Origin of the sequence: Bacteroides sp. GM023 (assembly GCF_014750685.1) — a bacterium.
In the GTDB taxonomy this organism is placed as follows: Bacteria; Bacteroidota; Bacteroidia; order Bacteroidales; family Bacteroidaceae; genus Bacteroides.
The window spans coordinates 169539-194345 of record NZ_JAAXGE010000001.1 but is presented as its reverse complement, the minus strand read 5'-3'; the positions used below and the strand labels follow the sequence as shown (position 1 = coordinate 194345).

At 44.3% G+C, this 24807-nt stretch carries 14 protein-coding genes; 9 read left to right on the top strand and 5 right to left on the bottom strand.

All coding sequences use genetic code 11. The features are described 5' to 3' along the window. Positions 1-253: 253 nt before the first annotated feature. The 4 genes from purL to HC965_RS00635 all read left to right on the top strand — a co-directional run bounded on the left by purL (position 254) and on the right by HC965_RS00635 (position 9432). A complete protein-coding gene (gene purL / locus HC965_RS00650) occupies positions 254-3958 on the top strand; it encodes a phosphoribosylformylglycinamidine synthase (RefSeq protein WP_191029615.1) in 3705 nt (1234 codons plus the stop codon). Between the two features lie 274 nt (positions 3959-4232). Continuing rightward, entirely contained in the window at positions 4233-8246 is a 4014-nt protein-coding gene (locus tag HC965_RS00645; RefSeq protein WP_191029614.1) for a two-component regulator propeller domain-containing protein, read from the top strand. Continuing rightward, positions 8243-8806 (top strand): chromate transporter, encoded by a 564-nt coding sequence (locus HC965_RS00640; protein ID WP_191029613.1) that lies wholly within the window; start codon positions 8243-8245, stop codon positions 8804-8806. Before HC965_RS00645 ends, HC965_RS00640 begins: the two co-directional genes overlap by 4 nt. Positions 8807-8883: 77 nt before the next feature. Beyond that, entirely contained in the window at positions 8884-9432 is a 549-nt protein-coding gene (locus HC965_RS00635; protein WP_191029612.1) for a chromate transporter, read from the top strand. Here the strand turns inward: HC965_RS00635 and HC965_RS00630 are convergent. Next, positions 9429-11015: a glycoside hydrolase family 10 protein gene (locus HC965_RS00630; RefSeq protein WP_191029611.1), complete on the bottom strand. Its 1587-nt coding sequence runs from the start codon at positions 11013-11015 to the stop codon at positions 9429-9431. The two genes, HC965_RS00635 and HC965_RS00630, sit on opposite strands and share 4 nt — an antisense overlap. A 17-nt stretch (positions 11016-11032) precedes the next feature. On the opposite strand from HC965_RS00630, the gene uvrA reads away from it, so the two are divergent. Next, positions 11033-13804, top strand: a complete 2772-nt coding sequence (uvrA, locus tag HC965_RS00625; RefSeq protein ID WP_191029610.1) for an excinuclease ABC subunit UvrA — start codon at positions 11033-11035, stop codon at positions 13802-13804. Between the two features lie 108 nt (positions 13805-13912). Here uvrA and HC965_RS00620 read toward each other — a convergent pair whose 3' ends face one another. The 3 genes from HC965_RS00620 to HC965_RS00610 are packed head-to-tail and all read right to left on the bottom strand — an operon-like array spanning position 13913 to position 16060. Continuing rightward, entirely contained in the window at positions 13913-14398 is a 486-nt protein-coding gene (locus HC965_RS00620) for an outer membrane beta-barrel protein (RefSeq protein WP_191029609.1), read from the bottom strand. Between the two features lie 4 nt (positions 14399-14402). After that, positions 14403-14633 carry a hypothetical protein gene (locus HC965_RS00615; RefSeq protein ID WP_022138347.1) on the bottom strand — a complete coding sequence of 77 codons (231 nt, stop codon included), beginning with the start codon at positions 14631-14633 and terminating at the stop codon, positions 14403-14405. Next, positions 14630-16060 carry a carbon starvation protein A gene (locus HC965_RS00610; RefSeq protein WP_191029608.1) on the bottom strand — a complete coding sequence of 477 codons (1431 nt, stop codon included), beginning with the start codon at positions 16058-16060 and terminating at the stop codon, positions 14630-14632. Before HC965_RS00610 ends, HC965_RS00615 begins: the two co-directional genes overlap by 4 nt. A 108-nt stretch (positions 16061-16168) precedes the next feature. Here HC965_RS00610 and HC965_RS00605 point away from each other — a divergent pair, with 108 nt between their 5' ends. Then, a complete protein-coding gene (locus HC965_RS00605; RefSeq protein ID WP_191029607.1) occupies positions 16169-17620 on the top strand; it encodes a glycoside hydrolase family 10 protein in 1452 nt (483 codons plus the stop codon). A gap of 455 nt (positions 17621-18075) precedes the next feature. On the opposite strand, the gene HC965_RS00600 is transcribed toward HC965_RS00605, so the two are convergent. Further along, on the bottom strand, positions 18076-19263 hold the full coding sequence (locus HC965_RS00600; protein ID WP_191029606.1) for a hypothetical protein: 1188 nt from the start codon (positions 19261-19263) through the stop codon (positions 18076-18078). A 161-nt stretch (positions 19264-19424) separates the two neighbouring features. Between HC965_RS00600 and HC965_RS00595 the strand changes: the two genes are divergently transcribed. From HC965_RS00595 to nifJ, 3 genes are read left to right on the top strand one after another with little or no spacing between them, the layout of a single operon-like run. Beyond that, the gene (locus HC965_RS00595) at positions 19425-20603 is read left to right on the top strand and encodes an ATP-binding protein (protein WP_191029605.1); all 1179 of its coding nucleotides are present in this window, start codon (positions 19425-19427) and stop codon (positions 20601-20603) included. Between the two features lie 11 nt (positions 20604-20614). Next, the gene (locus HC965_RS00590) at positions 20615-21124 is read left to right on the top strand and encodes a DUF4870 domain-containing protein (RefSeq protein WP_191029604.1); all 510 of its coding nucleotides are present in this window, start codon (positions 20615-20617) and stop codon (positions 21122-21124) included. A gap of 28 nt (positions 21125-21152) precedes the next feature. Next, positions 21153-24701, top strand: a complete 3549-nt coding sequence (gene nifJ / locus HC965_RS00585; protein ID WP_191029603.1) for a pyruvate:ferredoxin (flavodoxin) oxidoreductase — start codon at positions 21153-21155, stop codon at positions 24699-24701. Positions 24702-24807: the final 106 nt, after the last annotated feature.

The window sequence follows — 24807 nt, the reverse complement described above, 5'->3', positions numbered from 1 at the left end:
AAATATCGCACTTTTTTGTGATATGGGGATAGTATATTAACGTTTTTTCCACACAAGAATCACGATATATAGCCATAATAAGCAAAACGTACATCGAAAATAAACATATTAAATAAGGTATAGGAATTTATTCTCCATTTTTTTCCTACCACCAATGAAATTGATTATCTTTGCGCCACAGAAAAAGAGAAGAGTTTCTCCTGCAGAGACTTCAATCGTAAAATCGCAAATCGTAAAATCGTAAATATACAACATGATTCTTTTTTTCAGAACCCCTTCCAAGAGCGTGATTGCCGTAGAGAGCAACCATCAGCTCACCCCTGACGAAAGTAATAAACTCTGCTGGCTTTTTGGCGAAGCCGTGATGGAAAGTGAAGAAAACCTGAAAGGCTGTTTCGTTGGTCCGCGCCGCGAAATGATCACTCCCTGGAGTACAAACGCAGTAGAAATCACCCAAAACATGGGACTTGAAGGCATCAGCCGCATCGAGGAGTACTTCCCCGTTAAGGACGAAAACGCCGACCGCGACCCGATGCTACAACGCATGTACAAGGGACTCGACCAAAATGTATTCACGACCAACCGTCAGCCGGAACCGATCATCCATATCGAAGACCTCGAAGCGTACAACGAAAAAGAAGGTCTGGCGCTTTCCAAAGAAGAAATGGACTATCTGAAGAAAGTGGAAAATGACCTCGGACGTAAACTGACTGACTCTGAAGTTTTCGGTTTCGCACAGATCAATTCCGAACACTGCCGCCACAAAATCTTCGGTGGAACGTTTATCATCGACGGTGTAGAACAGGAATCTTCCCTGTTCCAAATGATTAAAAAGACTACACAGGAAAATCCGAATAAAATCATCTCTGCTTATAAAGATAATGTAGCCTTCGCAGAAGGTCCGGTTGTAGAGCAGTTCGCTCCGGCAGACCACTCTAAACCTGATTATTTCCAGGTGAAAGACATCAAGAGTGTTATCTCGCTGAAAGCGGAAACACATAACTTCCCGACCACAGTAGAGCCGTTCAACGGTGCTTCTACCGGTACAGGCGGTGAAATACGCGACCGTATGGGTGGTGGTAAAGGTTCATTGCCGATTGCAGGTACTGCTGTCTACATGACTTCTTATCCCCGCACAGACGAAGGACGCGAATGGGAAGATATTCTTCCGGTACGCCAATGGTTATACCAAACTCCTGAACAGATTCTTATCAAGGCATCCAACGGTGCTTCCGACTTCGGAAACAAGTTCGGCCAGCCGCTGATCTGCGGTTCCGTACTGACTTTCGAACATACGGAGAACAAAGAAGTGTATGGTTACGATAAAGTAATCATGCTGGCTGGTGGTGTAGGTTACGGTACACAGCGTGACTGTCTGAAGGGTGCTCCCGAAGCAGGTAACAAGGTGGTAGTAATCGGTGGTGACAACTATCGCATCGGACTGGGCGGCGGTTCCGTATCTTCAGTAGATACAGGCCGTTACAGTAGCGGTATCGAGTTGAATGCCGTTCAGCGCGCCAACGCAGAAATGCAGAAACGTGCCAACAACGTAGTTCGTGCCCTTTGCGAAGAAGATGAGAATCCTGTTGTTTCTATCCATGACCACGGTTCAGCCGGACACGTAAACTGTCTGTCTGAGTTGGTAGAAGAATGTGGTGGTGTGATTGACATGAGCAAGTTGCCTATCGGTGACAAGACATTGTCGGCAAAAGAAATCATTGCCAATGAGAGCCAGGAACGTATGGGACTGTTGATTAAAGAAGAAGCTATCGAACATGTACGTAAAATCGCTGAACGCGAACGCGCTCCGATGTACGTAGTCGGCGAAACAACCGGCGACCATCGCTTCGCTTTCCAACAGGCTGACGGTGTACGTCCGTTCGACCTTGCCGTAGAACAGATGTTCGGTTCTTCTCCCAAGACTTATATGGTAGACAAAACCGTAGAACGTCATTATGAAATGCCGAAATACGAATTGCCCAAACTTCACGAATATCTGACTAATGTATTGCAGCTCGAAGCAGTAGCCTGCAAGGATTGGTTGACAAACAAGGTAGACCGTTCGGTAACAGGTAAGGTAGCCCGCCAGCAATGCCAGGGCGAACTTCAGTTGCCGTTGAGCGACTGCGGTGTCGTAGCACTTGACTACCGTGGTGATAAAGGTATCGCCACTTCCATCGGACATGCTCCGCAAGCTGCATTGGCTGATCCGGCTGCCGGCTCTATCCTTTCTGTATCCGAAGCACTGACCAACCTCGTTTGGGCTCCGATGGCAGAAGGTATGGACAGCATCTCCCTGTCTGCCAACTGGATGTGGCCTTGCCGTTCACAGGAAGGTGAAGACGCTCGTCTTTACACGGCTGTGAAAGCATTGAGCGACTTCTGCTGCGCTCTGCAAATCAATGTTCCTACCGGAAAAGATTCTCTGTCTATGACTCAGAAGTACCCGAACGGTGAGAAAGTAATCTCTCCGGGAACTGTGATTGTTTCTGCCGGCGGCGAAGTATCCGACGTGAAGAAAGTAGTATCTCCAGTATTGGTAAACAATGAAAAGACTACTCTTTATCATATTGACTTCAGTTTTGACGAACTGAAACTCGGTGGCTCTGCTTTCGCACAGTCTTTGGGTAAAGTAGGTGACGATGTACCTTGCGTACAGGATGCCGAATACTTCCGTGATGCTTTCCTTGCTGTACAGGAGCTTGTAAACAAAGGATTGATTCTTGCGGGACACGACATTTCTGCCGGTGGTCTGATTACTACATTGCTCGAAATGTGCTTCTCTAATGTAGAAGGCGGTATGGAAATCAGCCTCGACAAGATGAAGGAACAGGATATTATTAAGATTCTGTTTGCTGAAAATCCGGGTATCGTTATTCAGATCAGCGACAAGCACAAGGAAGAAGTGAAAAAGATTCTCGAAGATGCCGGTGTAGGTTATATGAAGTTGGGTAAACCGACTGACGAACGCCACATCCTGGTATCTAAAGACGACGCTACTTACCAGTTCGGTATCGACTATATGCGTGATGTATGGTATTCTTCTTCTTACCTGCTTGACCGCAAACAGTCTATGAACGGCTGCGCAAAGAAACGTTTCGAAAACTATAAGATGCAACCTGTTGAATTCGCGTTCATGCCTGAATTTAAAGGTAAGCTTTCTCAATATGGTATCACTCCGGAACGTCGTACTCCTAGCGGTATCCGTGCGGCCATCATCCGTGAGAAAGGTACAAACGGCGAGCGTGAAATGGCCTACTCACTTTACCTGGCAGGCTTCGACGTAAAAGACGTCACGATGACAGACCTTATCAGCGGACGTGAGACACTGGAAGATGTGAACATGATTGTTTACTGCGGTGGTTTCTCCAACTCTGACGTACTGGGTTCGGCCAAAGGATGGGCAGGCGCCTTCCTGTTCAACCCGAAAGCAAAAGAAGCGCTGGATAACTATTATGCCCGTGAAGATACATTGTCATTAGGTGTCTGCAACGGTTGCCAGTTGATGATGGAACTCAACCTTATCAATCCGGAACTGAAGAAACAGGGCAAGATGTTGCACAATGATTCACATAAGTTCGAATCACGCTTCCTCGGCCTGACTATCCCGACAAACCGCAGCGTTATGTTCGGTTCTTTGAGCGGCAGCAAACTGGGTATCTGGGTTGCTCACGGAGAAGGAAAGTTCTCTTTGCCATATGACGAAGACAAATATAATGTAGTAGCGAAATATAGCTATGATGAATATCCGGCTAACCCGAACGGTTCCGACTATTCCATCGCAGCACTGGCTAGCGCAGACGGACGTCACCTGGCTATCATGCCTCACTTGGAACGCTCCATCTTCCCATGGCAAAATGGTTGTTACCCGGCAGACCGCAAGAATAGCGATCAGGTAACTCCGTGGATCGAAGCATTTGTCAATGCCCGCAAATGGGTAGAAGAAAAAGTGAAATAAAGTTTTCTTTTATAATTCATCTAAGAAAGGCTGGTATTTTTTTGAAATATCAGCCTTTTCTTTCCCTTTTTCTTGCTACCACAATTCCTTTTTTTGCAACTAAACATCCTTAAATAAACAGCTTATACAAATAGCGATAAAATACCTTATCCGCTTCACTTTAAGAGTCATGTAATCTTACCTTAAAATTTTGTAGTATCAAAAATTCTTTTTAATTTTGTCAAACTTTCCCCCTCTAAAATAAGATTCAATAACCCTTAAAAGTCCTATTTGTATGAAAAAGTGGATTTTTCTATTATTATTGTTTCCTTTAACCTGTGTCGCTCAGACGTATCAATATCTTGGAGTGGAGGATGGGTTAAGTAACAGGCGAGTTTATTGTATTCAAAAAGACAGAACCGGCTATATGTGGTTCCTCACGCACGAAGGTATTGATAGATATAATGGAAAAGATTTTAAGCGATATAAGTTAATGGATGGTGACACAGAAGTGAATTCTCTGTTAAACCTTAACTGGTTGTATATTGACCGGGATGGAGTCTTGTGGGAAATCGGGAAAAAAGGTAAGATATTCCGATATGACCAGCTTCATGACACTTTCGAACTTGCCTATAAGTTACCCATAGAGAACTTCCGCGACCTCCCTGCTCCGGTCAGCTTTGCATGGCTCGACCAAAATAAACATATATGGTTGTGCAATGAGGAGACAATCTTCCTCTTTGACACTACAACCGGTGAAATTTGCCATATCAAGAATGATATAGAAGGAGAAATCACTGACATGGAGCAGATAGATGAAACTCATTTCTATATCGGTACGGAACTGGGAATACACTATGCCAAGCTGGAGAATAACACTTTGGAACTTATCCACTGTGACAAACTGGAGAATGTGAAAGCACAGGTCATTGACTTGCATTTCGACAGAAAGCTCGGTAAACTATTCATAGGAACTTTCCTGCGGGGTGTCTTGGTTTACGACATGAGCATCAAGTCCATCACACAACCGGAATATAACCTGAAAGATATTAGTATCAGCAAATTCAGACCACTCGACGACAAAGAATTACTGATAGCCACGGATGGTGGCGGCGTACACAAAATGAATGTCGAAACCTACCACATAGAGCCTTTCATCATCACAGATTACAACAGTAATAACGGCATGAACGGCAATAGTATCAATGACATTTATGTAGATGATGAAGAACGGATCTGGTTGGCAAATTACCCTATTGGGGTAACGATACAGAACAATCGCTACTCCAGTTACAAATGGATCAAGCACTCCATAGGCAACAAACAGTCCTTAATCAACGACCAAGTGAACGCAATCATTGAAGACAGTGACGGAGATTTATGGTTTGCAACAAACAACGGTATCAGCTTTTTCAACTCAAAGACCGGTCAGTGGCGTTCGGTGCTTAGTTCATTTGAGAAGTCACAGGAAAATAAAAGCCATATTTTCCTCACTCTTTGCGAAGTAGCTCCCGGAACCATTTGGGCGGGCGGTTATTCTTCCGGCGCTTACCAAATAGACAAAAAGACATTCAGTGTCAGCTATTTTATGCCGCCGCTATATACCCGTACAAGCATGCGACCAGATAAGTATATACGTGACATCAAGATGGATTGCCAGGGATACATTTGGTCAGGAGGGTTTTACAACCTGAAACGTATCAATCTGAAAACACAGGACGTACGATTTTACCAAGGCTTAAATTCCATTACTGCCATCGTTGAGAAAGATGAGAAAAGTATGTGGATAGGTAGCGCTACAGGTTTGTGCCTGTTGGACAAAGAATCCGGAAAATGGGAACGCATCAAACTCCCGGTAGAATCAACGTATATCTACTCTTTATATCAGGCAAAGAACGGTTCCTTATATATAGGTACGAGTGGATCGGGGCTCTTGATCTACGATTGTAATACAAAGCTGTTTACCCATTACTATTCGGAGAATTGTGCCTTGATATCCAATAATATCTACACCATATTATCGGATGCGGATAAAGAAATACTGATGAGTACAGAAACCGGATTAACCAGCTTCTATCCCCAAGAAAAGAAATTTTATAACTGGACAGAAGATATGGGATTGATGACTACGCATTTTAATGCCTTGTCCGGCGTATTACGCAAAAATAATAATTTTGTTCTTGGTAGTTCTGATGGGGCAGTCGAGTTTCATAAAGATATGAAGCTACCCAGAAGTTATTCATCCAAGATGATTTTCAGCGATTTCAAACTCTTCTATCAGACTATTTATCCCGGAGATGGTGATTCCCCGTTGAATGAGAGCATCAATGACACCAAAGTTCTGGAACTAAAATACAATCAGAATATTTTCTCTTTGCAGGTTTCTTCCATCAACTACGATTATCCGTCCAACATCCTTTATTCCTGGAAACTGGATGGTTTCTACAAAGAATGGAGTAAACCCGGCAGCGAGAGTACAATTCGTTACACCAATCTTGCACCGGGAAAATATACACTGCGAGTACGTGCCATCTCCAATGAAGACAAACGTATCGTACTCGAAGAAAGAAGCCTTGACATTATCATTGCACAACCTTTTTGGTTGACTTTTTGGGCAGTACTATTATATGCAGGCATACTATTTCTCATTGCCTTGATTCTACTACGCATCCTGATTTTAAGGAAACAACGCAAAGTATCCGACGAGAAAATACACTTCTTCATCAATACGGCACATGACATCCGTACTCCGTTGACGCTTATCAAAGCACCTTTGGAAGAACTGCGTGAAAAAGAGACATTAAGCAAAGAAGGTATTTCAAATATGAATACGGCTCTACGTAACGTGAATGCCTTGCTACGTCTCACAACCAATCTCATCAACTTTGAAAGGGCGGACGTATATTCTTCGGAACTATATATTTCGGAACATGAACTTAATACGTTTATGAATGAAATATTCAACGCATTCCAGCAATATGCCAATATAAAACATATCAACTTCACTTATGAAAGTAATTTCAGGTACATGAATGTGTGGTTTGATAAGGAGAAGATGGAATCCATCTTCAAGAACATCATTTCAAATGCGTTGAAATATACACCGGAAAATGGAAACGTACAGATTTTTGTTTCAGAGACATCCGATTCGTGGAGTGTGGAAGTGAGAGATACGGGTATCGGTATTCCGGCCAGTGAACAAAACAAGCTGTTCAAACTTCATTTCCGCGGCAGCAATGCCATCAATTCCAAAGTGACCGGTAGCGGTATCGGACTGATGCTCGTATGGAAATTAGTCCGGTTGCACAAAGGAAAGATTAATCTGTCGAGTGTGGAGAATCAGGGTTCCGTGATTAAAATCACTTTCCCGAAAGACAGTAAGCTTTATCGGAAAGCACATCTGGCGACTCCAAGCAAGCAACGTCAGGAAATCAAAAGCCTCAACGATGATGCGGCTCCATCACCTGAGATTTACGAAACTGCACAAAAGAAAGAAAATGCAGGCCACCAGCGAATCTTAATCGTGGAAGATAATGACGAATTGCGTAATTACTTGTCGCAGACATTATCCGGAGACTATACCATCCAGGTTTGCTCCAACGGAAAGGAAGCATTGACTATTATTCCCGAATACAAACCGGAGTTGGTTATTTCCGACATCATGATGCCGGAAATGCGAGGGGATGAATTGTGCCAAGCTATAAAGAACAATATCGAAACATCTCATATTCCCGTGATCCTGCTGACAGCCCTCAACAACGAGAAGGATATTCTTTCAGGACTCAATATCGGTGCGGACGAATATGTAGTGAAACCGTTCAACATCGGTATCCTAAAGGCTAACATCTCCAATCTGCTGGCTAACCGTGCCCTGCTGCGCAGCAAGTACGCCAATTTGGATTTGGAAGATGAAGAGAATGATGAAGATTGTATCAACTGTTCACAAGATATTGACTGGAAGTTTATCGCCAACGTTAAGAAGAATGTGGAAGACAACATAGATAATCCGGCTCTTACGGTGGACGTGCTTTGCAGTCTGATGGGTATGAGCCGCACCAGTTTCTACAACAAGCTAAGGGCACTCACCGACCAGGCACCGGGAGATTATATCCGGTTAATTCGGTTGAAGCGTGCCATACAATTGCTAAAAGAAGACGCACATAGCATAACAGAAATAGCGGAGATGACAGGGTTTAGTGATGCCAAATACTTCCGTGAAGTATTTAAGAAGCATTACAACGTAAGTCCCAGTCAATACTTCAAAGAGAAAAGAGCAGTACATAAGGAAGAAGGAGAAAAAGAAGAATGAACATTTATCTCGAAGCATTTGGAATCTTTTTTAAAATAGGCGCTTTTACCATTGGCGGCGGGTATGCAATGGTGCCACTCATCGAAAATGAAATTGTGACCAAGCGAAAATGGATAGCGCAGGAAGACTTTATCGACCTGCTGGCTATCTCTCAATCTGCCCCCGGCATCCTGGCGGTTAATATTTCTATCTTTATAGGATATAAGTTGCGCGGCATCCGGGGAAGCATCATCACGGCGTTGGGAACAATTCTGCCGTCTTTCATTATTATATTGGCTATCGCCCTGTTCTTCCATAGTTTTAAGGATAATCCGATAGTGGAGCGTATCTTCAAAGGTATCCGCCCGGCAGTAGTGGCACTTATCGCCGCACCAACCTTTACAATGGGACGGTCAGCCAAAATCAATCGCTATAATCTGTGGATTCCCGTTGTTTCAGCCTTACTGATTTGGCTGCTGGGCTTCTCACCGATTTGGATTATCATTGCTGCGGGTGTAGGCGGTTTCCTTTGGGGAAAACTAAGAAAGAAGGAAGATTTAAAAGCGAAGAAGGAAGAATAAACGAATAGTGAAGAAGGAAAGACACCCTTCATTATTTGTAATGTACAACTTGTATTTAGAAATTTGTTATTAGCACCATGATTTACATCCAGTTATTTTATACGTTTTTCAAGATTGGGCTTTTCGGCTTCGGCGGTGGTTATGCCATGCTTTCCATGATTCAAGGCGAGGTGGTGACCCGCTACGGATGGGTAAGTTCGCAGGAGTTCACAGATATTGTCGCTATCAGCCAGATGACTCCGGGGCCGATAGGCATTAATGCGGCGACCTATGTAGGATTTACTTCGACAGGCAGCGTTTGGGGTTCTATCATTGCCACTTTTGCAGTGGTTCTTCCCTCTTTTATCTTAATGCTGACTATCAGTAAATTCTTTCTGAAATATCAAAAACATCCGGTAGTAGAATCTATCTTCAGCGGGCTGCGACCAGCAGTCGTAGGACTGCTGGCTTCTGCCGCACTGGTATTGATGAATGTAGAGAATTTCGGTTCACCTACGGAAGATACTTATTCGTTCGTTATCAGTATCATAATCTTCCTGATTGCCTTTATCGGGACAAGAAAATACAAAGTAAATCCGATTCTGATGATTATCGCCTGCGGGGTTGCAGGCTTTCTACTTTACTAAAGTTTCACTTTCTTGCTTACAGACTTCGATTCATTGTGAAGGCGGTCCAAAGCCGTTACCACATAACGGTGCTTGGTCTTTCCTGTCTCATATGGAAGTTTGTAGAAAGGATTGCGAGTGATAGCCACAATATGTGAAGGGTCATCGAGATTCACTTTTTCTTTTCCGCTAAAGCGGTACACTACATATTGAACAGCCTTGTCCATTTCTGTTTCTGCTTTCGGAGCAGTCCAAAAAAGAACATAACCGTCTTCTGTCCATACCTTTTTCATCTTGCGCACTTTGTCCGGAGCCTTATCGTCCATAAAGTCAAAGACAGGAATCAAAGCAGGATATTTATGATATTCACTCACTAAAGCATCACGGTATCTTCCCTGATTTTCGACAACAGCCGACGCATACCATTGGCAACTACCTCCGATAGTCTGATAAGCACGCTGCAAAGCCATCTTTCGTGGTAGCTGGTTGATGGAAGGATTCTGCGGGTCGGCATGCTGAATAGTGTTCGGCACAGACTGACCGATAAACAACGGACGATTTTCCGAATGGGTAGCCCACCATTTCACCAAAGTCTCGTAGTCGGCAGCCTTATGGCCTATTTCCCAGTAAATCTGCGGAATATTATAATCAATCCATCCCTCACGTGCCCAAAGCAGGACATCGGCATACAAGTCATCGTAATTCTGTAAACCATTCGTATTACTTCCCAACGGATCGCTCTTCTGATTACGATAAATACCAAACGGGCTGATACCGAACTTCACCCACGGCTTTATCCCGCGGATAGTCTCGTGAAGCTTCTTAATCAACACATTGACATTACTACGACGCCAGTCCGCTTTATTCGTAAAGCCACCCCCATAACGGGCAAAGCTCGCATCATCCGGGAAATCCAAACCTTTAACAGGATAAGGATAGAAATAATCATCCATATGAATGGCATCCACATCATAACGGGACACAATATCAGTCACAATTTTGCAAATATATTCCCGGCTTTCAGGAAGTGCCGGGTCGAAATATACCTGATCGCCATACGTTACGAACCATTCAGGATGCTGGTGATAAATATGCTCCGGTGCCAACTGATTCCTCAATGAAGTCTTCACACGGTAAGGGTTAATCCAGGCATGAAACTCCATATTCCGCTTCTGGCACTCCTCAATCATAAACTGCATCGGATCCCACATAGGAGAAGGAGTCTGTCCTTGCGTTCCGGTCAGGAAACGGCTCCACGGTTCATGTTGTGAAGCGTACAATGCATCCGCTTCGGGACGTACCTGAAAGATGATAGCATTAATACCGGCTCCCTGGAGAGAGTTCAACTGACTAATCAATGTCTGTTTCAGCCGTTCGGTAGGAATCCCCCGGAACTGGCCGTTGACAGCCTGTATCCATGCTGCACGAAATTCACGTTTAGGATATTTATTGCCGGATGGCACCTGTGCCCTCACTCCTACCGCCAGAAGAAGAGCTAAAAGTAAAAGATAGTTTTTCAGCTTCATAATATTCTTAAATCGTAATAATGTGACGCAAAGATAATACAAACTCCCGATAAATTCGCTAACTTTGCCGACTACCATAAAACAAGGAGTATTTTATGTCAGAAAATAACTATATTTCGATTAAAGGTGCACGAGTAAACAACCTAAAAAACATCGATGTAGATATACCACGCAACAAACTTGTTGTAATCACCGGATTATCGGGTTCCGGCAAATCTTCCCTCGCTTTTGATACCCTCTATGCAGAGGGACAACGCCGCTATGTAGAAAGTTTGAGCAGCTATGCGCGTCAGTTCCTGGGACGAATGAGCAAGCCGGAATGTGACTTTATCAAAGGGATTCCGCCCGCCATTGCCATCGAACAGAAAGTGAATAGCCGCAATCCGCGTTCTACTGTGGGGACTTCGACCGAGATTTACGAATATCTCCGCCTGCTGTATTCCCGCGTGGGAAAAACATACAGCCCCGTCAGCGGACAGGAAGTGAAGAAACATTCGACGGAAGATATCGTAAACTGTATGCTCTCGTATCCGGAAGGTACAAGATATACGGTGCTGACACCAATCCGCCTGCGTGAAGACCGCACCCTGCAACAACAGTTGGAAATAGACCTGAAACAGGGTTTCAACCGTATCGAAGTGAACGGTGAAATGAAACGTATAGATGAATATACGCCCGTGGCAGGTGATGAAGTCTATCTGCTGGTAGACCGTATGGCGGTAGCTACCACCAAGGATGCCATGAGCCGGTTGACCGACTCTGCCGAAACAGCCATGTATGAAGGTGATGGAACCTGCATGCTGCGTTTCTACCTTTCGGACGGAACAACGAAGCTACACACTTTCAGCACGAAATTCGAAGCGGACGGCATCGTCTTTGAAGAACCGAACGACCAAATGTTCTCGTTCAACTCTCCTATCGGAGCCTGCCCTACCTGCGAAGGATTCGGCAAAGTGATCGGTATCGACGAGCACTTGGTTGTGCCCAACCGTTCTTTATCCGTATACGAAGGAGCCATCGTATGTTGGCGCGGCGAGAAGATGGGAGAATGGAAAGAAGAACTCATCCATAATGCGGAAAAGTTCGATTTCCCGATTTTCACACCTTATTTTGAGTTGACGGATGCACAGCGCCGTTTGCTTTGGGAGGGCAACCAGTACTTTCATGGCATCAATGATTTCTTCAAGATGCTGGAGGAGAATCAATATAAAATCCAGTATCGTGTGATGCTCGCCCGTTACCGGGGAAAGACGCTTTGTCCGAAATGTCACGGCACACGTCTGAAACCGGAAGCTGGATACGTACGGGTTGGGGGAAAGAATATCTCCGAACTGGTAGATTTACCTATCACAGAATTAAAGCAGTTCTTTGACGGTCTGGAACTCAACGAGCACGACAGCAATGTAGCCCGTCGTATCCTGCTTGAGATTAACAGTCGCATCCGCTTCCTTATTGATGTCGGTTTAGGTTATCTGACCTTGAACCGTTTAAGCAATTCCCTTTCCGGCGGAGAAAGTCAGCGTATCAATTTGGCGACCTCATTGGGAAGTAGCCTTGTAGGTAGCCTTTATATCCTCGATGAGCCAAGTATCGGCCTTCACAGTCGTGACACCGACCGATTAATTACTGTATTGCGCCAACTGCAACGGTTAGGCAACACAGTAGTAGTCGTGGAACATGACGAAGAAATTATCCGTGCTGTGGATTACATCATCGACATAGGACCTAATGCCGGACGTCTGGGGGGAGAAGTCGTTTATCAGGGCGACATGAAAGACCTGAAAAAAGGAAGTAACAGTCACACGGTGCGTTATCTTTTGGGAGAAGAAGAAATTCCCGTTCCCGAACATCGCCGTCCGTGGAACAACTATATAGAATTAAAAGGTTCACGCGAAAATAACCTAAAAGGTGTGGACGCCCGTTTCCCGCTCAACGTAATGACAGTTGTTACCGGAGTTTCCGGTTCCGGCAAGAGTACGCTGGTAAGAGATATTTTCTTCCGGGCACTGAAGCGTGAACTGGATGAGTGTAGTGACCGTCCGGGAGAATTCTCCTCTATCGGCGGTAGCCTGCGCGACCTGAGGAATGTAGAATTTGTAGACCAAAATCCGATTGGCAAATCATCGCGTTCCAACCCGGTGACTTATATCAAGGCATATGACGAAATCCGCAAACTGTGGTCTGAACAGCCTTTAGCTAAACAAATGGGCTACACAGCCGGATTCTTCAGTTTCAACAGCGAAGGTGGACGTTGCGAAGAGTGTAAGGGTGACGGAACAATCACCGTAGAGATGCAATTTATGGCTGACCTGGTATTGGAATGTGAATCCTGTCACGGGAAGCGTTTCAAATCCGACACGCTGGAAGTGAAATTCCACGATAAAAGCATCTATGATGTATTGGAAATGACTGTGAATCAGGCCATCGAATTCTTCAACGAACACGGACAGAAGAAAATTGTGAAAAAGTTGCTTCCTCTGCAAGATGTGGGACTTGGATATATCAAATTAGGCCAGTCTTCTTCTACTCTTTCCGGCGGTGAGAACCAGCGCGTGAAACTGGCATTCTATTTAAGCCAGGAGAAAGCAGACCCGACTATGTTTATCTTTGACGAACCGACTACGGGATTGCATTTCCACGATATCCGCAAATTACTGGATGCTTTCGACGCACTGATTCGTCGGGGACATAGCATCGTAATCATCGAGCATAATATGGACGTTATCAAATGTGCCGATTATGTAATCGACCTCGGTCCCGAAGGTGGAGACAAAGGTGGAAACATCGTAGCCGTAGGTACTCCCGAAGAAGTGGCTGCTTGCGGAGCAAGCTATACGGGACAGTTCCTGAAAGAAAAACTGGGATAAGCAACGTTTATGCTGTAAAGAGCATCAAACTTGATTCTAATAAATAATCCCTTGCAGAAGCTATACTTCCGCAAGGGATTATTATTTTGTATTCTATCGGATTCTCTCTTATAAGTAGAACCCGAATCCTATCTTAACGCCGAAGCGTGACATATCACCGTCATTGAAACGCCATTTATAATAAACGGCAGGTTCGATAGTCACTGTACGTGAAAGGAAATAAGCATATCCGGCTTCGATACCCAATCCCCAGTCAGTCTGATGCTTGCCGCCACTCCAACGGAAACGGTTCCAGTCAAGTCCACCACCTAAATAAATGCCGGTTTTGTTAAAGTAGAAACGCACTCCCGTACCTATTGTGTACTCGTCTACCGGTTTCGACCAATCGGCTCCGGCATTTACCATCAGGGCAATACCTTCGGCAAAGAACGTACCGACCTGTGCACCAAGACCAAATTTTGCTTTATCATTTTTACTATACGAAAAGTCCAATCCCGACAATGAGGGATTAATAATCGTAGTTCCTTTCTCAAATTGTGCCTGTGCAGTGAAAGAGACTGCCAATAAGCAAAGAGCCAAAGCTAATTTCTTCATAAACTTACTTTTTTAAGTGAATAGATTGTTCGTCTTTTTTGCGGCGTTCACGCATTTGTTCCTTTTTCCGGAGCACCAACCAAAGAAGGAAGACAATGACATAAGATACGGCCACCGTCAGTATTTTCTCTGTCAGACCAACTTCAGTGTTACGTGGCAACAAATAAGCCGCAGTTACTGATACATAAATAAGGAATGCTAACGCAACTCCCGTCGATTTCTTTATTTTCTTCATTCTGATAATTTTCTTGTTTTCTGCTTGCCCAGCCAAACGTAGAACCAAACAGCCGCAATCACTACACACGCTATACCAACGCTATAAGAAATTACATGCGAAAGTCCTAATCCTTCGGGAGCAATACATATATAAGTAGAACATACACTTGTCATAAACAATGCAGGTATCAAAGTAATGATATAAGGTTTCTTGGATACCGCCAAAAATACCGTTATAGCCCATAGGGTAAACACAGCCAATGTCTGATTAGCCCAGGCGAAATAACGCCATATCATATTAAATCCGTTCGCATCACGCAGGCTGTATAACAACAGACCGATAGCCACTACGAACATCGGAATGCAGATGTATAAACGACGACGCATACTTTTTTGTTCCAATCCCAGAAAATCCGCCACAATCAGACGGGCGGAACGGAAAGCCGTATCTCCCGAAGTTATCGGGGCGGCAATCACTCCCAAGATAGCGAGCACTCCGCCAACTGTTCCCAGCCATTCTTTTGTAATGGCATCCACGATAACGGAAGCATTGCTCTCTCCCATCCCGTTCTCATGGAAGAAGTAAGTAGCGGCGGCAGCCCAAATAAGGGCAACAATACCTTCGGTAATCATCGCGCCGTAGAACACTGGGCGACCGTGACGTTCCGATGTCATGCAACGTGCCATCAAAGGACTTTGCGTAGCGTGGAAACCGGAAATTGCGCCGCAGGCGATACTCACAAACATAATCGGGAAAATAGGAAGCTCGCTCGCTTCGGGATTTGTATTTTGTAAACCATCCCATATCTCCGGCAGAGCAGGATGATTGACGTAAAGCATCATTAAAATGCCCACTGCCATAAACAGTAGTGCCACCGCAAACAACGGATAGATTTTACCAATAATCTTATCTACCGGTAATAAAGTAGCCAAGATATAGTAGACAAATACAACGACTATCCAAAATGTGGCATCCAAACTTTCCGGTGTAAGCTTTGCCAGCAGTCCGGCAGGACCGGCCACAAACACTGAACCTACGAGAATCATCAGGATAACGGTAAATCCTCTCATTATCTGCTTCGTCGTAAGTCCCAAATAACGACCGATGATTTCAGGCAAACTTTCACCACCATTACGCAAAGAAAGCATTCCTGCAAAATAATCGTGCACCGCACCTGCAAAAATACTTCCCAATACTATCCATAAATAAGAAGATGTTCCGAATTTCGCTCCCATTATTGCCCCGAAAATCGGGCCTAATCCTGCAATATTAAGGAATTGAATCATGAAAATCTTCCAGGTTGGCAAAGGGATATAGTCCACTCCATCAGCCTTGGTTAATGCCGGTGTTTTACGGTCATCCGGACCAAAGACGCGCTCCATCAGGCGTCCATACGTAAAATAGCCTACTATCAATGCAAGCAGGCATAGAGTAAATGTAATCATAGTGTGTCGTTTTTTAGCTTGGCAAATGTAACATAATCTCACGAAACAGCCCAATAATACCGACACTTTTACTAACTTTGCAGGGATTTAAAACAAAAAATAAAGAATATGCGCCTATCTATTTTCATTCTTTCACTTTTGTTTCCTTTACTCCCGATGGCTGCACAGCCCAAGTATGAAGTCCGTGCCGCATGGCTCACAGCTCTGTATGGTCTCGACTGGCCTCGTACACGTGCTGTAAGTCCGCAAAGTATCCGCAAGCAGAAGGAAGAACTGGTGGATATTCTCGATAAACTGAAAGCTGCCAACTTTAATACCGTCCTGTTTCAGACACGTACACGCGGGGATGTGTTATATCCTTCGTCCATCGAACCTTTCAACTCTATCCTGACAGGAAAATCCGGTGGGAATCCCGGATATGATCCGCTTGCTTTTGCCATTGAAGAGTGTCATAAGCGGGGCATGGAGTGTCATGCCTGGATGGTGACTATCCCGCTGGGAAACAGGAAACATGCCGCTTCTCTCGGCAGCCAGTCCGTCACTAAGCGGATGAAAGATATTTGCGTACCGTATAAGAATGAATATTTCCTGAATCCAGGACATCCGGGGACTAAAGAGTATCTGATGAAACTGGTGCGGGAAGTAGTAAGCCGTTATGATATTGACGGAGTGCATTTCGATTACCTGCGTTATCCCGAGAATGCTCCTCTCTTTCCCGACAAGTACGACTTCCGCCGATATAGCAAAGGCCGTACAGTAGAACAGTGGCGACGGGATAATATCTCGGAAATCGTACGTTATATACATAAAGGTGTAAAGGCCATGAAACCGTGGGTGAAGCTAAGTGCGAGTCCGGTAGGAAAATACCGGGATACTTCACGCTATCCTTCCCGTGGATGGAATGCTTTCTTCACTGTTTATCAAGACCCGCAAGGATGGCTTGGCGAAGGTATCATGGATCAGATATATCCAATGATGTATTTCCAAGGGAACAGTTTCTATCCTTTTGCCCTCGACTGGCAGGAACAGAGCAACGGGCGACAGGTGATTCCGGGGCTCGGCATTTATTTCCTTCATCCCGACGAAGGAAAATGGACGCGCGACGAGATAGACCGTCAGATGAATTTCATCCGCAGTCATAAACTGGCGGGTGAAGCACACTACCGGGTGAAATATCTCATGGAGAATACACAAGGTATTTATGATGAATTAGCCGAAAACTTCTATGCATATCCGGCTTTACAGCCATCTATGCCCTGGCTGGATAATGTTCCGCCTACAGCTCCGTCCGAACTGAAAGTAACTGATATCGACCATGGATATACGGAACTAAAATGGCAAGCTGCTACTGACAATGACTCACGTAATAACCCGATGTATGTCATTTACGCATCGAACGAATATCCGGTAGACACGAACCGACCGGAAAACATTATTGCACAAAGTGTTCGGGAGACAAGTTATATTTATGCTCCTATCCTACCCTGGAATGCGAAAAAGCATTTTGCAGTTACGGCTATTGACCGTTACGGAAATGAAAGTACAGCAGTGCAACAATAAAAAGTAAGTTTTTATTGTCACTTGTCACTTTTTAAGGTTAACAAGTTGATAATCAAAAGCAAGGCGGTGACAATAACCGGTGACAATAAAGTGACAATAGAAGAATAGCTGCTTTCTATTGTCACTTTTCTCTTTCCAAAATAGCTTTCTATGGCTATCTTTCCTGATTAATCCGCCGTATATAGCAAAGTATAAAGCAATGATTAAGTGATTAGAAACGCTTGTTTAACCTATTCGAACAGTGGAAACACTTTGTTTCACGTACATGGGGTATACGTTTCACGTACGTATACCTTCGGGTTCATGTATGTAATCCGAGCAGATGACGTACGTGAAACGAAAACAGAGTGCTTTCAAAATAGATTATGAGTGACTTGTATCTATGTTAAAGTCGCCGACTTTACTCCTTAATAACTACGGTAATTGACTACTCACATAAAAGGAAAGTGACAATATCAAGTTGAAATAAGTATCCACACCCGATAGTTGCTCTTTTTATGAACGGGCACTAATGGCAAATAACCTGAACGTATTCTTCCCTGCTCTATTTTCAAAGGATAAGCCTCTGCCATTTCCTCGTGTGCGCTCCAAGCTGCTCCTGCCAAAGGATAATAGCCTATCTGAAAGACGCCTGTCGAAGCAGGACATATATACCGATCATACAAACGACGTGCAACTACTCCCATATTCATTCGCAGGTTAATTTCCACACACGGATGAATACGATAAACAGGGGATTCCGGAAAGCGGCAGATCATCATATCCACTCCCAAATAACCATCATAATTGATTCCGAAACAAAGGGATAATTCTTGTTCAAGACGGTTGCGTAGTTTATGAATTTCCCCGACAGGAATATATTCCGAAAGATTCCGTTCAATGGCAGCATCCGAAAGCAGAAGATTCCCCTCATAGGCGCCACTTCCACTTGTACGGAATTGAGAATATCCGGCAAAGTTAAATCGGCCATTGCCCGAAGAATGAAACTCCATAGCAAAATCTTCCACCTTATTATATATAAGTTCACCGATTACGCCTCCTTGCTGATTTCCGATACGTGAACACCAGCCGGAAATCGAAGGAGTATATGCGCCTTTGCACCAGTTCAATCCCTTTCCACTGCCGGACAGAGGTGCTTTCAACAGACAAGTATTGTGCGATTCTACAAATAATTCCCATTCTTCAGGAAGCGTCAGGAAGAAAGATTCACCACAAAAATAAGTTCCCAATTGCAGATGGGACAACAATTCTACTGCGCAGGAACGATGGGAATAGGAACGCAATTCATCTAATTGTCCGACAGATGGAAGTCTGCTTTCTTCTACCCTCAAATCCAACAGCCGTTTCCTTACAGCTATATCCCATCCCCAGGGATGAATATCCAAATTCCGCTCGGAAGCAAGTTCCGGTTCTGTCATCAAATGCACGGAAAGTCCCAGTAATTCCTGCATTTTTTTTATATAATCGAGATTGTAAGCGGAAGGAGCCAGTACCGCACTCCCCTCTTCTGCATACCACATCGGCAGCAAAGCCAGTTCTGTCGACATCTGTCGAGCGGAAGCCGGTGCCATATAGTTTGTTTCACCGCTGGCCAATGCCAAATCATGTTCCGGGTTGAATATATAAAGAGTCTTTTTAGCCATTTCAAACGAATTCAAACTTTATTCTGCAAATATATGCAGGAAATAGTCAGGAATGGCTACAATAAACAGAAAGTTAGAATTAAAAGCACAATTTTGCCATCTCTACTTTGCAAATCCTAAAAAAAGCACTATATTTGCCCCCCGAAAAACAAAGAACAGAAATGGAATCATTCTATCGCACGCACTCCTATCTTGTTGAGCACACCAATGCCCCCGTTCGCCGCGACCTCATGGACGAGATCGACTGGAGCGACCGCCTGATTGGTATCAAAGGGACACGTGGCGTAGGAAAAACCACTTTCCTGCTCCAATATGCCAAAGAGAAATTTGGGAACGACCGTTCTTGCCTGTTCATCAATATGAACAATTTCTACTTCTCGGGACACAGCATCGTGGATTTTGCCAACGAATTTCAAAAACGCGGTGGAAAAGTATTACTGATCGACCAAGTATTCAAGCATCCGGAATGGAGCAGAGAACTGCGTATGTGCTACGACCGTTTTCCCAATCTGAAGATTGTTTTTACCGGTTCGTCCGTGATGCGATTGAAAGAAGAAAACCTCGAACTGCGTGATATCGCAAAGAGTTATAACCTGCGCGGATTCTCTTTCCGTGAATTCCTGAACCTGCAAACAGGTATGAAATTCCGGGCTTACAGCCTTGAAGAGATTCTAAGCACGCACGAACAGATCGCCAAAGGAGTACTTTCTAAAGTTCGTCCGCTGGATTATTTTCAGGATTATCTGCATCATGGGTTTTACCCGTTCTTCCTCGAAAAGCGTAACTTTTCGGAGAATCTGCTGAAAACGATGAATATGATGGTGGAAGTGGATATTCTGCTTCTCAAACAAATTGAACTGAAATATCTTTCAAAGATAAAAAAATTACTATATTTGCTCGCTGTAGACGGTCCGAAGGCTCCCAATGTGAGCCAACTGGCAAGTGACATACAGACATCCCGCGCCACGGTGATGAATTATATCAAGTATCTGGCAGACGCACGACTCATTAACCTGGTTTATCCGAAAGGGGAAGAATTTCCGAAAAAACCATCAAAGATAATGATGCACAATTCCAATCTGATGTATTCCATCTATCCGGTGAAAGTGGAAGAGCAGGATGTACTGGACACTTTCTTTGCAAATTCCTTATGGAAAGACCATAAGATACATAAAGGAGACAAAAACTACTCATTTATGGTGGACGAAGTAATGCCGTTCAAGATTTGCCAGGAAGGAGCAAAGATAAAGAACAATCCGAATGTGACGTACGCGTTACACAAGGCAGAGATAGGTCGGGGTAACCAGATACCTCTCTGGATGTTTGGCTTCTTATACTAAAAAATACGATTATGGATTACAAGAAGTTAGATGAATTGAACAAGCTGCGCATGTCAGGTGCACTGACTGATGAAGAATTCGAACAAGAAAAACAGAAAATACTGAATGAAGAAACTCCCAAAGGAGTATTAGGTATTTCTGAAAATAGCTATATGGGAATGATGAATTTTCTGCTTCTGATACCAACATGGGGATGGATTATTTCTATTATCGCATGGATTATCGGAAAAGATAAATCGGAAGCAGTCAGTACGCAAGGAAAATATATATTCAACTGGTTAATCAGTTGGGCTATTTATACATTAATAATAGGGCTTATATTTGCAGGGCAGTTTATCGGTGGAGTCTTCGGGGTATTAGCCTCTCCATTATCATTGTTAAGCGGTTCTTTGTTCAACTTAGGAACATTGCCCTTCGCACTTTTATTAATCTTATACTTTGTGTTTCCTATTATCGGAGGCATCAAAGGACTGGACGGAAAGCTGTGGAAATACCCGCTCTCCATACCTTTTTTGAAATGATTTATTTACTTAAATATTTAATTTAGTTATGACTAAACAGAAGAAATTCATCACTTGTGATGGTAACCAGGCTGCAGCGCATATCTCGTATATGTTCTCTGAAGTAGCTGCTATCTACCCCATCACTCCTTCTTCGACTATGGCTGAGTACGTAGACGAATGGGCTGCCGCAGGACGCAAGAACATCTTCGGCGAAACAGTATTGGTACAGGAAATGCAATCTGAAGGTGGTGCTGCCGGTGCAGTTCACGGTTCTCTTCAGGCTGGTGCGTTGACTAGTACTTACACTGCTTCTCAGGGTCTTCTCCTGATGATTCCTAACATGTACAAAATTGCCGGTGAATTTTTGCCTTGCGTATTCCATGTATCTGCACGTACATTGGCTTCTCACGCATTGTGTATCTTCGGTGACCACCAAGACGTAATGTCAGCTCGTCAGACTGGCTTTGCTATGTTGGCTGAAGGTTCTGTACAGGAAGTTATGGATTTGTCCGGTGTTGCTCACCTGGCTACTATCAAATCTCGCGTTCCTTTCATGAACTTCTTCGATGGTTTCCGTACTTCTCACGAAATCCAGAAGATTGAAATGTTGGAAAACGACGACTTGGCTCCGCTGATCGATCAGGAAGCTCTTGCTGAATTCCGTGCCCGCGCACTGAATCCGATGAATCCGGTTGCTCGTGGTATGGCTGAAAACCCTGACCATTTCTTCCAACATCGTGAATCATGCAACAACTACTATGAAGCAGTTCCTGCTATCGTAGAAGAATACATGAATGAAATTTCCAAGCTGACAGGTCGTAAATACGGTTTGTTCGATTACTACGGTGCTGATGATGCAGAACGCGTGATTATCGCAATGGGTTCTGTGACTGAAGCTGCCCGTGAAGCTATCGACCACTTGGTAGCAAACGGTGAAAAAGTGGGTATGGTTGCCGTACACTTGTATCGTCCGTTCTCTGCAAAACACTTCCTGGCTGCTGTACCTAAGACTGCTAAGACTATCGCAGTTCTTGACCGTACAAAAGAACCGGGTGCTACCGGCGAACCTCTTTACCTTGACGTTAAAGACTGCTTCTACGGTGCAGAAAATGCTCCGGTTATCGTTGGCGGCCGTTACGGTCTGGGTTCTAAGGACACTACTCCTGCTCAAATTATCTCAGTATTCGAAAACCTGGCTATGCCAATGCCGAAGAACCACTTCACTATCGGTATAGTAGACGACGTTACTTTCACTTCTCTTCCTCAAAAAGAAGAAATCGCTTTGGGCGGCGAAGGTATGTTCGAAGCTAAATTCTACGGTTTGGGTGCTGACGGTACGGTAGGTGCTAACAAGAACTCTGTTAAGATTATCGGTGACAACACTGACAAACACTGCCAGGCTTACTTCTCTTATGACTCTAAGAAGTCAGGTGGTTTCACTTGTTCTCACTTGCGTTTCGGTGATACTCCGATCCGTTCTACTTACTTGGTAAATACTCCGAACTTCGTTGCTTGTCACGTTCAGGCTTACCTGCACATGTACGACGTAACCCGTGGTTTGCGTAAGAACGGTTCTTTCTTGCTGAACACTATCTGGGAAGGTGAAGACTTGGCTAAGAACCTGCCTAACAAGGTTAAGAAATATTTCGCACAAAACAACATTTCTGTATATTATATCAACGCAACACAGATTGCTATGGAAATTGGTTTGGGTAACCGTACCAATACTATCCTTCAGTCTGCATTCTTCCGTATCACAGGTGTAATTCCTGTTGAACAGGCTGTTGAACAGATGAAGAAATTCATCGTTAAGTCTTACGGTAAGAAGGGCGAAGACATTGTCAACAAGAACTATGCTGCTGTAGACCGCGGTGGTGAATACAAGACTTTGGCTGTTGATCCTGCATGGGCTAACCTGCCGGATGATGCAAAAGCTGAAAACAACGATCCTGCATTTATCAACGAAGTAGTTCGTCCGATCAATGCACAGGATGGTGACTTGTTGCCTGTATCTGCATTCAAAGGTATCGAAGACGGTACTTGGTATCAAGGTACTTCTAAATACGAAAAACGTGGTGTAGCTGCATTCGTTCCTGAATGGAATGCTGAAAACTGTATCCAGTGTAACAAGTGTGCATACGTTTGTCCTCACGCTTCTATCCGTCCGTTCGTACTCGATGCTGAAGAGCAGAAGGGTGCTAAGTTCGAACAATTGAAAGCGGTAGGTAAAGTATTCGACGGTATGACATTCCGTATCCAGGTTGATGTTCTCGACTGTCTGGGTTGCGGTAACTGTGCCGACATCTGTCCGGGTAATCCGAAGAAGGGTGGCAAGGCATTGGCTATGAAACACCTCGAAAGCCAATTGGCTGAAGCTGACAACTGGACTTACTGTTCTGAAAACGTGAAGACTAAACAACATCTTGTTGACATCAAGGCTAACGTGAAGAATTCTCAGTTCGCTACTCCGTTGTTTGAGTTCTCAGGCGCTTGCTCAGGTTGTGGTGAAACTCCGTATGTGAAACTGATTACTCAGTTGTATGGTGACCGTGAAATGGTTGCTAACGCTACCGGATGTTCTTCTATCTACTCTGGTTCTGTTCCTTCTACTCCTTATACAATGAACGAAAACGGACATGGTCCTGCTTGGGCTAACTCATTGTTCGAAGACTTCTGCGAATTTGGTTTGGGTATGGAATTGGCTAACGAGAAGATGCGTGCCCGTATCGTGAAAGTTATGAACGAAGCTATCGCTGCTGACTGCACTCCTGCTGATGTGAAAGAACTGTTCGCTGAATGGATCAACAATATGCTGGATGCTGACAAGACTAAAGAATTGGCAGCTAAGATTATCCCGGTAGTTGAAGCTAACAAAGATAAATGTAATCATTGCAAGCAAATCGCTGAACTGCAACAATATCTTGTTAAACGCAGCCAGTGGATTATCGGTGGTGACGGTGCTTCTTACGATATCGGTTACGGTGGTCTTGACCATGTAATCGCTTCCGGTAAGGACGTTAACATCCTTGTTCTTGATACTGAGGTTTACTCTAACACAGGTGGTCAGTCTTCTAAGGCTACTCCGGTAGGTGCTATTGCTAAGTTCGCTGCTGCTGGTAAGCGTGTACGTAAGAAAGACCTCGGTCTGATGGCTACTACTTATGGTTATGTATATGTTGCTCAGATTGCTATGGGTGCTGACCAGGCTCAGACTCTGAAAGCTATCCGCGAAGCTGAAGCATATCCGGGACCATCTTTGATTATCGCTTACGCTCCGTGTATCAACCACGGTCTGAAAGCTGGTATGGGTAAGAGCCAGGAAGAAGAAGAAAAGGCTGTTAAGTGCGGTTACTGGCACTTGTGGCGTTACAACCCGGCTTTGGAAGAAGAAGGTAAGAATCCATTCCAATTGGATAGCAAAGAACCGAACTGGGAAGATTTCCAACCGTTCCTCAAGAGCGAAGTTCGTTACTCTTCTGTAATGAAAATGTATCCTGCAGAAGCTGAAGAACTGTTCCAGGCTGCTGAAGACAACGCTAAATGGCGTTACAACAGCTACAAACGTTTGGCTAAAGGAAACTGGGATGCTGAATAATTAATCACACTCAGATAGATATAAAAAAGGGAGTCTGCTCAATGCATGACTCCCTTTTTTTATGTCTAAGTCAGTTCTTATGTTCAAGTCGGTTTTCATGTTCAAG